Source organism: Luteimonas saliphila (assembly GCF_016774335.1).
Taxonomy (GTDB): Bacteria; Pseudomonadota; Gammaproteobacteria; order Xanthomonadales; family Xanthomonadaceae; genus Luteimonas; species Luteimonas saliphila.
Window position 1 is genome coordinate 128,916 of sequence record NZ_JAETWA010000036.1, and the last position, 15,192, is coordinate 144,107.

A 15,192-nucleotide genomic window follows, 5' to 3' on the forward strand; every position below is an offset into this window, starting at 1 on the left:
GATTCGTGTCTCCTGTGCCGGTCAGCCGAGCGAACGCGCGGTGTTGATGACGTTGATGCCGTTGAAGCGCGCCGTACTCGAGCCGTGCGAGACCGCAGACACCTGCCCCGGCTGGCCCTTGCCGTCGAAGAACGAGCCGCCCAGGCGGTAATCGCTCTCGTCGCAGATCGCCGAGCACGCGTTCCAGAACTCCGGCGTGCGGATCTGGTAGGCCACGTCCTCGATCATCCCGGTGATCGCGCCGTCCTTGATCTCGTAGAACAGCTGGCCGCCGAACTGGGCGTTGTAGCGCTGCTGGTCGATCGAGAACGAGCCGTCGCCGATGATGTAGATGCCGTTCTCCACGTCCTTCACCATGTCGGCCACCGAGAGCTTCTCCGTGCCGGCCGCGAGCGAGACGTTGGCCATGCGCTGGAACTGCACGCTCGACCACGAGTCGGCATAGCAGCAGCCGTCGGACTCGTCCTTGCCGACGATGTGGGCCTGGTCGCGGATGGTCTGGTAGTCGACCAGGACGCCGTCCTTCACCAGGTCCCAGCGCTTGCACTTCACGCCTTCGTCGTCGTAGCCGACCGCGCCGAGGCTGCCCGGCTGGGTCTTGTCGGCGAACAGGGTGACCAGTTCGCTGCCGTACTGGAAGCGCTCCTCGCGCTTGTCCAGGGTGGCGAAGCTGGTGCCGGCGTAGTTGGCCTCGTAGCCGAGCACGCGATCGAGCTCCAGCGGATGCCCGACCGATTCGTGGATCGTCAGCCAGGTGTGCGAGGGATCGAGCACCAGGTCGTACTTGCCCGGCTTGACCGAAGGCGCCCTGAGCTTCTCCTGGGCCTGCTTCGCCGCGGCCACCGCGTCCTCGAGCATGTCGTAGGACTGGCCGTAGTTGACCACGCCGTTGGGCGAGACGAACTTCTGGCTGCGGTCGCCGTCGAGGTACTCGTAGCCCAGGCCCATCGGTGCCGACAACCCTTCGCGGGTACGGAACTTGCCGCTGGCCTTGTCGATCGCCGTCACCGTCATCGGCGCCCAGATCCTGTGCACGTCCTGGTCGATGTAGGAGCCGTCGGTGGAGGCGAAGTACTTCTGCTCGTTCACCAGGAACAGGGTGGAGTTGATGAAACTGGCGCCGGCATTGGTCGCAGCGGCGTTGACCGACAGCAGCAGGTCGACCTTGTCCTTCACCGGCACTTCCATCGCGTTCCTGCGGATCGGCGTCTTCCAGGCGACCTCGCCGTACCCCGGCGCGGGCGCCAGCTGCACCGGCGCGGTCTGCACCTTCGCGTTGGCCTTGGCGATCGCGGTCGCACGGCGCGCCGCCTCGGCCACCGAATCGGTGGTGAGGCCGTTGGTCGCGGCGAAGCCCCAGGCGCCGTCGGCGATCACGCGCACGCCCACGCCGGTGGATTCGGTGTTGACCACGTTCTGCACCTTGTCTTCGCGGGTCATCACGAACTGGCGCAGGTAGCGGCCGATGCGCACGTCGCAGTAGCTGGCGCCGGATCCGCGGGCGGCCTGCAGCGCCGCGTCGGCGAGCTGCTTCTTGACCGGGAGTTCCAGCGTGGTGAGGAGCTGGTCGGCGGCGATCGCCTTGCCCAGCCATGCCGGCAGCGCGAGGCTGCCCATGCCGAGGCCGCCAAGGGCCAGGAAGTCGCGTCGTTGCAAGGGGGCATCTCCGTCGTCGTGGCCGCGGCATCGGCGCCGCGGCATCGGCCCGGAGCCAGGTGCACGGCACCCGGCCCGGAGGGTGTTCCGATTCTGGGCGGCCCGGGTGCGCCGGCGCAAATGACTTTTGGCACGGTCGGGGACGCCCGCCGCGCGGCTCAGCCCAGCGAGCGCGCCGTATTGATGACGTTCTGGCCGTCGAAGCGCGTGGTCGCCGCGCCGTGCGAGACCGCCGAGACCTGGCTCGGCTGGCCCTTGCCGTCGAAGAACGAGCCGCCGAGGCGGAAATCGCGTTCGTCGCAGATCGCCGAGCAGGCGTTCCAGAACTCCGGAGTGCGGATCTGGTAGGCGCCGTCCTCCACCAGCTCCTGTACCTGGCCGTCGCGGATGGCGAACATCAGCTGCGCGCCGAACTGGGCGTTGTAGCGCTGCTGGTCGATCGAGTACGAGCCGCGGCCGTGGATGTACAGGCCGTTCTCCACGCCGGCGATCATCTCGGCCACGTCGAGCGGCGACTTGCCGGGCGCCAGCGACACGTTGGGCATGCGCTGGAACTGCACGCTCGACCAGGAATCGGCATAGCAGCAGCCATCGGATGCGGTCTTGCCGAGGATGTGGGCCTGGTCGCGGACCGACTGGTAGTCGACCAGCACACCGTCCTTTACCAGGTCCCAGCGCTTGCACCTCACGCCTTCGTCGTCGTAGCCGACCGCACCGAGGCTGCCGGGCTCGGTGCGGTCGGCGTACAGGTTCACCCGCTCGCTACCCCAGCGGAAGCTGCCGCGCTTGTCGAGCGTGGCGAAGCTGGTGCCGGCGTAGTTGGCCTCGTAGCCGAGCACGCGGTCGAGTTCCAGCGGATGGCCGACGTTTTCGTGGATGGTCAGGAACAGGTTGCTCGGGTCGATCACCAGGTCGTACTTGCCGGGCTTGACCGAGGGCGCCTTCAGCTTCGCCTGCGCCTGCTTCGCGGCGGCGACCGCATCGGCGCGCATGTCGTAGGAACGGCCATAGGCGACCACGCCGCCCGGCAGCTCGAAGCGCTGCGACGGATCCGCGTCCAGGTACTCGTAGCCCAGGCCCATCGGCGCGGACAGCCCGTCGCGCGTGCGGAACCTGCCGCTGGCCTTGTCGATCGCGGTCACCGTGAACGGCGCCCAGATCCGGTGCACGTCCTGGTCGATGTAGGAACCGTCGGTGCAGGCGAAGAATTTCTGCTCGTTGACCAGGAACATGCGCGACGCGGCGAAACTCGCGCCCGCCTCCATCGCGGCCGCATTGACCGACAGCAGCAGATCGAGCTTGTCGCGGATCGGCACTTCCATGCCGTTGATCGCGATCGGCGTCTTCCACGACACCTCGCCCACCCCGGGCGCGTCGGCCAGTTGCACCGGCTGCGTCTGGATCCGCGCATTGGCTTTGGCGATCGCCGCGGCCTGGCGCGCCGCGGCGGCCACCGAGCCGGGATCGAGCCGGCTGGTGGCCGCGAAGCCCCATGCATGGTCTGCGATCACCCGGACGCCGACGCCGACCGATTCCTCGTTGGCCACGTTGAGCACCAGCGCCTCGCGCGTGATCAGCGACTGTCGCAGATAGCGGCCGACGCGTACGTCGCAATACGACGCGCCGGCGGACGTCGCCGCCTGCAGTGCCGCATCGGCAAGGCGTCGCTTCAGAGCGACGTCCATCGTCTCCAGCAGTTGCTCGGCGGCGATCGCCCTGCCGAGGAACGCCGGCAGCACCAGACTGCCGGCGCCGAGGCCTCCGAGGGCCAGGAAATCGCGTCGCTGCATGTGCATTCCTCCGCATGCCTGCCTCGGCGAGGCGGCTCCTGCGCGTCTTTCCAGCATAACGCGCGTGCCCTGGCATCCGCTGCGCACCAGGCGTGACTTTCGGCACATCCGCGCCGGCGCCGCGCGTTGCGCGCGCACCGCCGCTGCGGCACGGGCACGACCATGCAGCGGGCGCTATCCTGTCGCGCATCCTCTTCCCGCGTGAACGCCATGTCCCAGCGCCTGCCCGCCATCGCCTTCCTCGCCCTCGCGCTCGCCGCTTGCAATGCCGAGACGACGACGCCCGCCGCACCCGCGGGGACCGCCAGCGCCAGTCCCGACGCGAGCGCCGTGGCGTCGCAGGCCGACGCTGCCTTCGCCGACCTGTCGAAGCGCTATCTCGACGAGGCGATGGCGCTCTCGCCGGTGTCCGCCACCCAGATCGGCGACCATCGTTTCGACAGCGAGATCGACGACCTGTCGGCGGCCGGACGCGGCCGGTCGGACGAATTCAACAAGCGCATGCTCGCCGAACTCGACGCGATCGACCTCGCCACGCTCTCGCGCGACAACCAGGTCGACGCGAAGATCCTGCGCAACCAGCTCGAGTACGCGCTGTGGGATGCGCAGACGATGCAGAGCTGGGCCTGGGATCCGCAGCTCTACAGCGGCCTGGCCGGCGGTGCGATCTACGGCCTGATGGCGCGGGAATTCGCACCGATGCCGCAGCGGCTGGACTCGGCCATCGCGCGCATGGAGAAGATCCCGGCCCTGCTCGCACAGGCGCGCGAGAACCTCGACCCGGCGCGCGTCCCCAGGGCCCATGCCGACACGGTGGCGAAACAGAACAAGGGCGTGCTGACCCTGATCGACACCTTCATCACCCCGAACGCAGACCAGCTTCAGGGTGAGCAGCGTGCACGTCTGGATGCGGCGGTGGCCAACCTGCGCGAAGCGGTGGAACAGCACCAGCAGTGGCTCGACGGCACCCTGGTGCCGAACGCGAAGGGCGAGTTCCGGATCGGCGCCGAGCGGTACGACGCGAAACTGAAGTTCGCGCTCAATTCCTCGCTGACGCGGCAGCAGATCCGCCAGCGCGCCGAGGCCGAGCTGGCGCGCATCCGCGAGGAGATGTACGCGGTGGCCAGGACCGTGCTGCGCGATCGTCCCGGTGCGCCGGAGACCCCCGACTCGCCCAGCGAGGAGCAGCGGCAGGCGGCGATCGAGGCGGCGATGGAACTGGCCTACGAAGACCGGCCCGGGCGCGAGGAAGTGGTGGATTTCGCGAAGCACACGCTCGAGGTGGCGACCGCGTTCGTGCGCGGGAAGGACCTGGTGACGGTGCCGGACGACCCGGTGCAGATCATCCTGATGCCGGAATTCCAGCGCGGTTTCTCCGTGGCGTACGCCGATTCGCCCGGGCCGCTCGACAAGGGCCTCGACACCTACTACGCGATCTCCCCGATCCCCGAGGACTGGAACGACGAACAGGTCGACTCGTTCCTGCGCGAGTACAACAAGCGCCTGATCCACGTGCTGACCATCCACGAGGCGATGCCCGGGCATTATCTCGAGGGCGCGCACTCGGCACGCTTTCCCTCGACGCTGCGCGCGGTGTTCCGCTCCGGCCCGTTCGCCGAAGGCTGGGCGGTGTACACCGAGCGGATGATGGCCGACGCCGGCTACCTCGACAACGACCCGCTGTTCCGGCTGATGCAGCTCAAGTTCTACGCGCGCGCGGTCGCCAACGCGATCCTCGACCAGGGCCTGCACGTCGACGGCTGGACGAAGGAACAGGCGATGGACCTGATGGTGCGCCAGACCTTCCAGCAGCAGAGCGAGGCCGACGGCAAGTGGATCCGCGCGCAGCTGTCGTCCACCCAGCTGGCAACCTACTTCGTCGGCGCGCAGGAGCACTTCGACGCGCGCAAGGCGGCGGAGGCCAAGCTCGGCGACGCGTTCGACCTCAAGGCCTACCACGACGGCATGCTGTCCTACGGTGCGCCTCCGGTGCGGTTCGCGCGCCAGCTGTTGCTGGACGAACCGGTCGAGTAGGCACCGGGGACTGCCGGTGTGCGCCTGCCGCGCACCGGCGGAACCTCATCCGCAGGCAACGCCGGCGCTCAAGCGTCCGGCCGGGCTTCTTCCTCCGCCTGCGCCTCGTCTCCCGCCGGCGAATGGCTCGAACGCTGCCCGATCGCGTCGCCATGCGCCTCCAGGAATTGCGCGACCGCCGCCTGTCCCAGGCCGTGCAGGCGCTCGACGAAGGCGGGGTCGACCCGCATCCGGCTGGAGGCCGGCAGGGTGGCGAGATCGACGTCGTCGGCGATCACGTGCAGCCGGCACTGCGCCGGGCGCGCACCGCGCGCGGCCAGCCGCCGTTGCAGCCGGTTGAGCTGCGCGATCATCCGCAGCTCGCCGATCAGGCTGGCGTTGAAGGTGATCTCGCCGATCCGATCCATGATCTGCGTGCTGCGCCGGGGCACGCCTTCGCGATGCGCGGGATTGACCCGCACCACGACGATGTCGCACTCCTCGCCCGGGTCGATCAGGGGATGGATCGAGGGATTGCCGCTGTAGCCGCCGTCCCAGTACGGCTCGCCGTCGATCTCGACGGCCTGGAACAGGAACGGCAGGCAGGCCGAGGCCAGCAGCGCATCCACCCCCAGCGCGTCGCCATGGAACACCTGCGCCTCGCCGCTGCGCACCGCGGTGGCGGTGACGAACACGCGCACCGGCCCCTCCCGGAGCGCGTCGACGTCGATGTGCCGCAACAGCACGTCGCGCAGCGGGTTGAGGTTGAGCGGGTTGTAGTCGTAGGGGCTGAGCGTGCGCAGGAAGCGGCTGGCCCAGTCGTAGCCCGGCACCGACGCCAGGTCGAACGGCGGACCGAACGCGGAGGCCTGCAGCGGCAGCAGGCTGGCGCCGCCGGCCGCGCCCACGTCGCGCCAGAACGCCTGCAGCGCAGCCCGCGCGCCCTCGCGCCCGTCCTTCGCCCACCCGCATGCGAGCACCGCCGCGTTCAGAGCGCCCGCACTGGCGCCCGAGGCCGCTTCGACGACGATGTCGTCGCGCTGCAGCAGGCCGTCGAGCACGCCCCATGTGAAGGCGCCGTGCGAGCCACCGCCCTGCAACGCCAGCCGGATCGGACGCGCTGCGGCGGCGGCGCGCGGCGAAACCTCCTGTCCCGCCGTGGCCGTCGCCTTTCTCCCGCCACGGCCGGCAGCCGCCCGCCCGGGCAACGCGCGAGCCGCATCCTGCGGCGCCTGCTCCGCGTCCGCTTCGACGAGCACGGGTTTCGCGCGCCGTCCGCGCGCAAGGCCGCGCCACCATGCCTTCAACCGTTCGACCAGGGACATCGCATTCGCTCCTGTCCCCCCACGCTCGCAGCTTACCGGTTGCCCGTGCACGATCGATGACCGCCGTGGCCCGGCCGCCCTGTTAACCTTCCGCGGGACACACCCCCCGGAGCCACGCCATGGGCCTGCTGGTCGTCCAGCCCGCCGCGCCGCTGTCGTCGCTGGTCGAATCGATCTGGGACTGCGTCCAGGCGCAGCCCGCGCATCGATTCGACCGCATGCTGCCGACCGCGAAGCCGCAACTGGTGATCAACCTCGCGCAGGACGAGACCCGGGTCTACGACGAGGGCCTGCGCTGCACGCGCAATGCGGGCGCGTCGCTCGACGCGCCCGCGCACCGCGGCTTCACGATCGACACCGCGGAGCAGACCGCGGTGGTCGGCGTGGTGTTCCGCACCGGCGCTGCCGCCCCGTTCTTCCGCGAGCGGATGGATGCGATCGCCAACCGCCAGGTCGACCTCGATGCGCTGGCCGCAGGCGCCGCGCGCACGCTGCGCGAGCGGCTGCTCACGGCGCCCGATGCGCATGCGCGCGTGGACCTCGTCGGTCGCTGGCTCGCGGCGCATGCGCGCGCGGCCGGGGCCGCGATGCATCCGGCGATCGTGCACGCGTTGCGGTTGATCGATGCCGCTCCCGGCATCCAGCGCATCGCGGCGATCCCGGCGCATTGCCGCCTGTCCCCGCGCCGGTTCGGCCAACTGTTCCGCGAGCAGGTGGGCATGTCGCCCAAGCGTTACGCGCGCCTCCAGCGTTTCCACGGGGTGGTGGCGCAGGCGCGACGCGAATCGCGCATCGACTGGGCGGGGATCGCCGCCGACGGCGGTTACCACGACCAGGCCCACCTGGCGCACGAGTTCCGCGCCTTCTCCGGCATGACCCCCACCGACTGGATGGCGCGGCGCAGTCCATGGCACCACCACGTGCCGCTGGCCTGAGTGCCGGAATCTACAAGACGCCGGCCGCATGCCGCGGCAGGATCTCCCAGCGCCACGCCGGCGCCCTTCACCGGAGACGCACATGAGCAATGCCGCCGACACCACCAGCACCATCATCCCCTGCCTGCGCTACCGCGACGCCCCGGCGGCGATCGAGTGGCTGTGCGGCGCATTCGATTTCGAGAAGCGTGCGGTCTATGCCGACGGCGACACCGTCCACCACGCGGAACTGACCTTCGGCAACGGCATGGTCATGCTCGGCTCCGTGCATGCCGGGTCGGAATGGGGCGGGCAGATCGTGCAACCGGACGAGATCGGAGGCCGCCAGACGCAGAGTCCGTGCGTGATCGTGCGCGACGTCGACGCGCACTATCGCCGCGCGAAAGCCGCGGGCGCGACGATCGTGATCGACATCGCCGACCAGGACTACGGCGGCCGCGGCTACGCCTGTCGCGATCCGGAGGGCCACCTGTGGTGGTTCGGCAGCTACGATCCGTGGAAGGCGGGCCGGTGAAACCCGTCACCATCGCCGAGGTCCGCGCGATCGCGCTGTCGCTGCCCGGCGCGACCGAGGCGCCGCACTTCGACTACGCCTCGTTCCGGGTGGGTGGCGGGATCTTCGCCACCCTGCCTCCCGACACGCGCCACCTGCACGCCTTCGTCGACGAGGAGGAACGCCAACGCATGCTGGCGCTGCATCCTGGCAGCGTCGAGGCCTTGCATTGGGGTCGTCGCGTCCTGGGGCTGCGCGTGGATCTGCAGACGGTGGATGAGACGCTCGCGGAACGCCTGCTGGTGCAGGCCTGGTCGCGCAAGGCGCCGAAGCGGCTGTTGCCAAAGCTGCAGCCGCAGTGGGCTCGTCATGTCGGCTGACGGCGTGCCCGCGGTCGACGGGATCCGCGTCGGCATCGGCGGCTGGACGTATGCGCCCTGGCGCGACAACTTCTACCCGAAGGGGCTGGTGCAGCGGCGCGAGCTGGAACACGCCAGCCGGCAACTCTCCGCGATCGAGATCAACGGCACCTACTACGGCACGCAGAAGCCGGCAACCTACGCCAAATGGCGGGAGCAGACGCCGGAAGGCTTCCTGTTCTCGGCCAAGGCGCCGAAGCGGATCATGCAATCGAAGGCCCTGGCCAAGGTCGGACCGCAGGTGGAGGACTTCATCGACGGCATCGTCGAGCTCGGCGACCGGCTCGGGCCGCTGGTGTGGCAGTTCGACGCCGGCACCCGCATCGACCGCGACGGGTTCGCCGCCTTCCTCGAGCTGCTGCCGCGCGACGCCGGTGGCCTGCGCCTGCGCCACGTGCTGGACGTGCGCGATCCGGGCTTCGTCGATGCCGGCTTCGTCGCCCTCGCCCGCCGCCATGGCATGGCGACGGTGTTCACCGACTCGGAAGAGCATCCGAGCTTCGCCGACGCGACGGCCGACTTCGTCTACGCGCGGTTGATGCGCGCGCAGGCCGGCCTCGCGACCGGCTACCCGCCGGCGCAGCTGCAGGCATGGGCGGGGCGGGTGCGGACCTGGGCCGAAGGCGGCACGCCGGAGGATCTCCCGGTACTGACCGGCGACGCGGCGCCTCGCCGCAAGCGCGACGTGTTCGTGTTCTTCATTGCCGCGGCCAAGGAGCGCAATCCCGCCGCGGCGATGGCGCTGCTGCGACTGCTGGGCGCGCGCGGCGGATAGTGCCCGCCGCCGGGGAGGGACCGGCGGCGGCATGCGAATCGCGAATGACCATGGCGGCCGACGCGCGGTTGGTCACGGGGTGACCCGGATGCGGCCTGCGGCCTTGTCCGGGCTACGGTCACTTCCGGCACTGGATTCTCACGGATGCTTACGGCAGCCTCGGGCAGGCTCGGGCCTACCGACGCTTCGACCGATCCGAGGAGATCCGCCATGACCAGCCGCCGCGATTTCATCGCCACTGCCAGCCTGGCCGCCACCGGCTTCGCACTCGCGCCGCTTGCGGCCTGCAGCCAGGAACGCCCGAACGGCGCGACACCGGAGCCGCGCGAAAAACCCGCCGGGTCGATCGCCGATATCGCACCGCTCGGTGGCGCCCTGCTCATGCGCACGATTCCCTCCAGCGGCGAGACGATTCCGGCGATCGGCGTCGGCACGTCGGGCAGCTACGAGGTACCGCTGGATTCGGCGGAATTCGCCTCGCTCAAGGCTGTGTTGAAGGTGTTCTTCGAGGGCGGTGGCAGCGTGATCGATACCTCGCCCAACTATTCGAACGCGGAGGACGTGGTCGGCGCGCTGCTCGCCGACGGCGGCTGGCGCGAGCGCTGCTTCCTCGCCACCAAGCTCGCGGCCGACAGCCGCGCCGCGCTCGAGGCGCAGTGGGCCGATTCGCTGCGCCGGCTGCGCACCGACAAGGTGGAGCTGCTGCAGGTGCACAACCTGCGCAACATGGCCGAGGCGATGCCCTACGCGCGCGAACTCAAGGCGCAGGGCAAGGCGAAGTACATCGGCATCACCCACTATCTGGAAAGCGGCCATGCCGAGACCGAGCGGCTGATGCGCACGGAGAAGCCGGATTTCGTCCAGATCAACTATTCGGTCAATGCGCCGCAGGCGGCGCGGTCGCTGTTCCCCGCCGCGCAGGAACTGGGCATCGCGGTGATGGTCAACCGCGCCTTCGACGACGGCAAGCTGTTCGCGACCGCCCGCGGCAAGGACCTGCCGGGCTGGGCCGCCGACGCGGGCGTGACCTCGTGGGCGCAGATGTTCCTGAAGTTCGTGCTCAGCCACCCGGCGGTGACGGTGGTGATCCCGGCCACCGGCAAGCCCGAGCGCCAGGCCGACAACCTCAAGGGTGGGGTCGGACCGTTGCTGGACGAGGCGCAACAGGCCGAGCTGGTCGCGATGTTCGGCTGAGCGCACGCCGCGATGCGCGAGCGCCTGTCCGACCTGTTCAACCTCCGGCGCGGCGAGCTCGCGCCGGTGCTGATCGCCGGCCTGTTCTTCTTCTGCATCCTGAGCGCGCTGATGATGCTGCGGCCTGCGCGCGATGCGCTGGGCATGGAACGCGGCATCGACAGCGTGCGCTGGCTGTTCATCGGCACGGCAGTGGTCACGCTCGCGGTCAACCCGCTGTTCGGCTGGCTGGTCAGCCGCTTCCGGCGCCTGCACTTCATTTCGGCGACCTATGCGTTCTTCGCGCTGAGCCTGGTCGGGTTCTGGTCGCTGCTGGTGTTCGCGCCGGGCGCGGTGGGCGCGCGCAGCGGCCAGGTGTTCTACGTCTGGTTCAGCGTGTTCAACCTGTTCGTGACCATGGTGTTCTGGGCGCTGCTGGCCGACCGCTTCTCCAGCGAACAGGGCAAGCGGCTGTTCGCGCTGATCGCGGTGGGCGGCACGCTCGGTGCGATCTTCGGCCCCTGGCTGGCCTCGCAGCTGGCCGAACCGCTGGGCACGCCGGCGCTGCTGCTGGTGGCGGCCGGCTTCCTCGGGTTCGCGATCGCACTGGCGTGGTGGCTGGTGTGGACGCGGCCGGATCGCGCTCCGGGAGCGACCGATGAGGTGCTGCCCGCCGTGGAGGAAGCGACCCTCATCGGCGGCAGCGCCTGGGCCGGTTTCCGCGCGGTGTTCTCCTCGCCCTACCTGCTGGGCATCGCCGGCTACGTGCTGACGATGACGGTGGTTGCGACCTTCATCTACTTCACCCGCCTGCAGATGGTGGCGGGCGCCGAGAGCGAGCTCGATGCGCGAACCGGCCTGCTCGGCAACATCGACATGTGGACCCAGGTCGCGGTGCTGGTGCTGCAGCTCACGCTCACCGGCCAGATCATCCGCCGCTTCGGTCTGGCGGTGGCGCTGGCGGCGCTGCCGTTGGCCACCGCGCTGGGCTTCATCGGGCTGGCGATCTACGGCTCGTTCGCGATGCTGATCGCGCTCGAGGCGATGAACAAGGCGGTGCAGCGCGGCCTCACCCGTCCGGCGCGCGAAGCCCTGTTCACCGTGATCAGCCGCGAGGACAAGTACAAGGCCAAGGCCTTCATCGACACCTTCGTCTACCGCGCCGGCGACGTGGTGGGTGCGCAGACCGAAGGCCTGCTGGGCCGGATCGGCCTCGCGCTCGGCGGGCTGGTGACCGTGGTGGTGCCGCTGGCGCTGTTCTGGGCGATGCTGGGCCTGTGGCTGGGGCGCGCGCAGCAGCGGCGCGCCGATGCGGCACGGACGCTCCCGCCGCGTGATGCACCGGAGCATCCGCAAGCACGCTAGACCAGCGCGGCGATCTCCGCGCCACCCCCAGATACCGCCACCACCTGCGTGCTCAGTCTTCCGTCTCCGCGCGGTACACGAGCCTGCCGCCGCGCAGCGTGTAGCGCACGTCGGCGAATGCAGCGACGTCTTCCGCCGGATCGCCGCGCAGCACCACCAGGTCGGCATCCAGCCCCTCGGCGATCCGTCCCTTGCGCTGCGCATGGCCGAAGTAGGCCGCCGGGGCCGCGGTCATGCTGTCGAGGATGCGGCGCCAGTCCATCCCGGCCGCGTGCATCAGCCGCAGCTCGACGCTCGTGTCGTAGGCGTCGACATAGCCCGCGTCGGTGCCGAACAGCACCGCACCGCCCGCCGCGGCGAACGCGGCCACCTGCTGTTTGGTAATGCCGACCTCACGCTGGATGATCGCCTCGGGCACGCCTTCCTTGCGCATCTCGACCTCGAACAGCGACAGCGTCGGCACCAGCGCCATGTCGTCCTCCACCATGCGCCGCAGTAGCGCCTCCGGCCACGGCCCGGCCTGCGGCGCGGTGTGCGCGAGCACGTCGGCGCCGCTGTCGATCGCGACTGCGATGCCTTCGGCATTGGTCGGATGCACGAACACGCGCTTGCCGGCGACATGCGCGACTTCGACCACCGCACGAGCGACGTCCAAATCCATCGGCAGCACGCCGACCTCGCCGCCGACGATGGCGCCACCGAACAGCTTCAGGCCATCGGCACCCTCGTCCAGTTGCCGCCGCGCCCGCGCCGCCGCTTCCGCCGGCGTGGCGACTTCAGCCAGCCGCGGCGCCCATCCACCCAGTTCGTCGGGAACATAGACCGGCTTGCCGTCCTTGGGAAAGAACGGCGCATCGACGGTCAGGATATGCGGGCCGTCGACCTCGCCTGCGGCAATGCGCTCGCGCAACGCGATCGCATTGCCCGGCGCCGAAGCGATGTCGAAGATCGTGGTGAATCCCCAGCGCAGGTACGCGGACGTCAGCGTCTGTGACAGCACGTCGCCGGCATGCGCGCTGGCGCGGTCGAGCGGCGGCGCCATCAGGTGCACGTGGCTGTTCCAGAAGCCGGCGACGACGGTGCCGCCTTGCGCATCGACGATCTCCGCGTCCCCGGGCACGTCCACCTCCGCGGCGTCACCGATCGCCGCGATGCGCCCATCGCGCACCAGCACCGTGCCGCGTGCGATCGGGCTGGCGTCCGGTGCAGAGACGATGCGGGCGTTGACCACCGCCAGGTCGCGGGCTGAAGCGGTCTGCGCGCTGATGCAGACGAGGGCAAGCGACAGATATAGCCACAGGGCACGGATCATCGATATGCACATTGTTCGGGGTGGATCCCGGATGGTAAGCGTGCACGCCGTTGGGGCCAATGCCGAAGGTCCACTCCGAAGCGGCCACCCGCATGCGCCGGGTGGGAACCCCGGATCAGGGTTCGCCCAGGATCGCGATAGCACGCACCGGGAAGGTGCCGACCCCGGCGAAGCGCGGCGGCAGCGCGGTGAAGCGGAAGCCGTCGCGCGGCAGCGCCGAGAGGTTGCACAGGTGCTCGACGATCGGGATCTCCGCACTCAGCAGGATCGTGTGCACGGGCCGCGCGCCACCACGGGTGTCGTCGATGTTCATCGAGTCGATGCCGACCAGCGCGACGCCGCAGTCGCGCAGGTAGCGCGCGCCGGCTTCGGTGAGGAACGGGTGCCCGAGCGCGTACTCCGGGGTTTCCCAGTACGCATCCCAGCCCGTCCGGAGCAGCACCGCGCGACCGCGCACCTCGATCTCGCGCAGCTGCGCGACGTCGATCGCGCGCCCCTGCCGGTGGTCGGCATCGATCATCACCGCGTCGAGGTCGGCGAACGCCGAGGCCGGCATCTGCGCCAGGTCCTTGCCGTCGGCGTAGCGATGGAAAGGGCAGTCGACGTAGGTGCCGGTGTTGGCGACCATGTCGATCCGTGCGATCTGGAACTCGGTCCCTGCCTCGTAGTGCGCACGGGACTGTTCCCGGCTCAGGTAGTCGCAGATCCTCGGCGCCGGCAGCCCCGGATAGGTCATGGTGCCGTCGCCGACGACGTGGCTCAGTTCCACGATCCCGCGCAGCCGTGGCTGCGGCTCGCGGTTGCGCTTGTGCGGCTCGTCGATGACCGACTTGTTCATGATCCGCACCGGGCCGGCCATCAGCAGGCGCAGGTCGCGCACGATGTAGTCGGCCAGGTCCCCGTCGTCGATCGTATCGCCGTCGATGTCCAGGCGGAAGCCCTGCCCCTGCAGCCCGCCGCCGTTGGTGAACTCCAGTTCGAAATCGAACTGCACCCGCTTCTGCGTCATCGCGGCGTCCTCTGGCTGAAGGCCACGCTGCCCAGGATCAGCGCGCCGGCGAGCACCATGGTCAACGTGACCGGCTCGCCGAGCAGCCACCAGGCCCAGCCGACGCCGAACAGCGGCACCAGGTAGGTGACGGTCGAGGCGCGACTGGCGCCGATGCGTCCGATCAGGCGGTAATACATCACGAAGGCGGCGCCGGTGCACAGTACCCCGAGCGCCGCGGCGGACAGCCACGACGCGGCCGGGATCGGCTGCACCGGCCACCAGGCGATGGCCAGCGGCAGGGTGAGCACCGCCGCGACGCCCAGGGTCGCCGAGGCGACCGCGGCCGGCGGCAGGCCGGTGAGATGGCGGCGCACCAGGTTGATGCCGAGTCCATACAACAACGAGGCGGCGGCGCCTGCGAGCGCGGCCGCGCCCACGCTCATGCCCGCGATCTTGCCGCTGGCCAGCACCACGACGCCGACGAACCCGATCAGCAGCGCCAGCGAGCGGCGCGTGCCGATGCGCTCGCCGAAGAACAGGAAACCCACCAGCGCGGTGAACAGCACCGTCATCGCGTTGGCGATCGCGCCGATGCCGGCCGGTGCGCGCTGCGCGGCCCAGGCGAACAGCAGGAACGGCACCGCGGAATTGATCGCACCGATCAGCGCCAGCTTCGGCCACAGCCGCAACGGGAACCGCGCCCGCGCGCGCCACAGGAACGGTAGCAGCACCAGCGATCCCAGCGCCAGCCGGACCTCGACCAGGGGCGCCGGGCCGAAGTCGTTGGCGGCGATGCGCATGAACAGGAACGACGCCCCCCAGATCGCACCCAGCACGCATAGTTCCAGCGGCGTCAGCCAGCCGCGGGCTTCCTCGCCCGGGGCCTGTGCCACTGCGACGTCCGGGAATGACATGGGCAAAGTCTCGTGAGGGCCGACCCGGTGA

Annotated in this window: 13 protein-coding genes; 7 read left to right on the forward strand and 6 right to left on the reverse strand. The window is 69.9% G+C overall.

Going from position 1 to position 15,192, the window contains the following annotated elements; genetic code table 11:
- Positions 1 to 21: 21 nt before the first annotated feature.
- Positions 22 to 1,656, reverse strand: a complete 1,635-nt coding sequence (locus JMO03_RS09900; protein WP_202842913.1) for a TldD/PmbA family protein — start codon at positions 1,654 to 1,656, stop codon at positions 22 to 24.
- Between the two features lie 158 nt (positions 1,657 to 1,814).
- Positions 1,815 to 3,446: a TldD/PmbA family protein gene (locus JMO03_RS09905; RefSeq protein WP_202842914.1), complete on the reverse strand. Its 1,632-nt coding sequence runs from the start codon at positions 3,444 to 3,446 to the stop codon at positions 1,815 to 1,817.
- 210 nt (positions 3,447 to 3,656) lie between these two features.
- Between JMO03_RS09905 and JMO03_RS09910 the strand changes: the two genes are divergently transcribed.
- Positions 3,657 to 5,480, forward strand: a complete 1,824-nt coding sequence (locus JMO03_RS09910) for a DUF885 domain-containing protein (protein WP_202843046.1) — start codon at positions 3,657 to 3,659, stop codon at positions 5,478 to 5,480.
- 68 nt (positions 5,481 to 5,548) lie between these two features.
- Here JMO03_RS09910 and JMO03_RS09915 read toward each other — a convergent pair whose 3' ends face one another.
- Positions 5,549 to 6,784 (reverse strand): patatin-like phospholipase family protein, encoded by a 1,236-nt coding sequence (locus JMO03_RS09915; protein WP_202842915.1) that lies wholly within the window; start codon positions 6,782 to 6,784, stop codon positions 5,549 to 5,551.
- A 119-nt stretch (positions 6,785 to 6,903) separates the two neighbouring features.
- On the opposite strand from JMO03_RS09915, the gene JMO03_RS09920 reads away from it, so the two are divergent.
- From JMO03_RS09920 to JMO03_RS09945, 6 genes are all read left to right on the forward strand, one after another.
- Positions 6,904 to 7,719 carry a helix-turn-helix domain-containing protein gene (locus tag JMO03_RS09920; RefSeq protein WP_202842916.1) on the forward strand — a complete coding sequence of 272 codons (816 nt, stop codon included), beginning with the start codon at positions 6,904 to 6,906 and terminating at the stop codon, positions 7,717 to 7,719.
- Positions 7,720 to 7,801: 82 nt separating this feature from the next.
- The gene (locus JMO03_RS09925) at positions 7,802 to 8,233 is read left to right on the forward strand and encodes a VOC family protein (RefSeq protein ID WP_202842918.1); all 432 of its coding nucleotides are present in this window, start codon (positions 7,802 to 7,804) and stop codon (positions 8,231 to 8,233) included.
- A complete protein-coding gene (locus JMO03_RS09930) occupies positions 8,230 to 8,592 on the forward strand; it encodes an MmcQ/YjbR family DNA-binding protein (protein ID WP_202842919.1) in 363 nt (120 codons plus the stop codon). Before JMO03_RS09925 ends, JMO03_RS09930 begins: the two co-directional genes overlap by 4 nt.
- Complete coding sequence (locus tag JMO03_RS09935; RefSeq protein WP_202842920.1) at positions 8,582 to 9,406, forward strand: DUF72 domain-containing protein; 825 nt, start codon at positions 8,582 to 8,584, stop codon at positions 9,404 to 9,406. The genes JMO03_RS09930 and JMO03_RS09935 overlap by 11 nt, the downstream gene beginning before the upstream one ends.
- Positions 9,407 to 9,616: 210 nt before the next feature.
- A complete protein-coding gene (locus JMO03_RS09940) occupies positions 9,617 to 10,600 on the forward strand; it encodes an aldo/keto reductase (protein WP_202842921.1) in 984 nt (327 codons plus the stop codon).
- Between the two features lie 12 nt (positions 10,601 to 10,612).
- Positions 10,613 to 11,944 carry an NTP/NDP exchange transporter gene (locus JMO03_RS09945; protein ID WP_202842922.1) on the forward strand — a complete coding sequence of 444 codons (1,332 nt, stop codon included), beginning with the start codon at positions 10,613 to 10,615 and terminating at the stop codon, positions 11,942 to 11,944.
- A gap of 52 nt (positions 11,945 to 11,996) precedes the next feature.
- Here the strand turns inward: JMO03_RS09945 and JMO03_RS09950 are convergent, their stop codons facing one another.
- The 3 genes from JMO03_RS09950 to JMO03_RS09960 all read right to left on the reverse strand — a co-directional run bounded on the left by JMO03_RS09950 (position 11,997) and on the right by JMO03_RS09960 (position 15,161).
- Positions 11,997 to 13,256 carry an amidohydrolase family protein gene (locus JMO03_RS09950; protein WP_202842923.1) on the reverse strand — a complete coding sequence of 420 codons (1,260 nt, stop codon included), beginning with the start codon at positions 13,254 to 13,256 and terminating at the stop codon, positions 11,997 to 11,999.
- Positions 13,257 to 13,371: 115 nt separating this feature from the next.
- A complete protein-coding gene (locus tag JMO03_RS09955) occupies positions 13,372 to 14,265 on the reverse strand; it encodes a cyclase family protein (protein ID WP_202842926.1) in 894 nt (297 codons plus the stop codon).
- A complete protein-coding gene (locus JMO03_RS09960; RefSeq protein ID WP_202842928.1) occupies positions 14,262 to 15,161 on the reverse strand; it encodes a DMT family transporter in 900 nt (299 codons plus the stop codon). The genes JMO03_RS09955 and JMO03_RS09960 overlap by 4 nt, the downstream gene beginning before the upstream one ends.
- Positions 15,162 to 15,192: the final 31 nt, after the last annotated feature.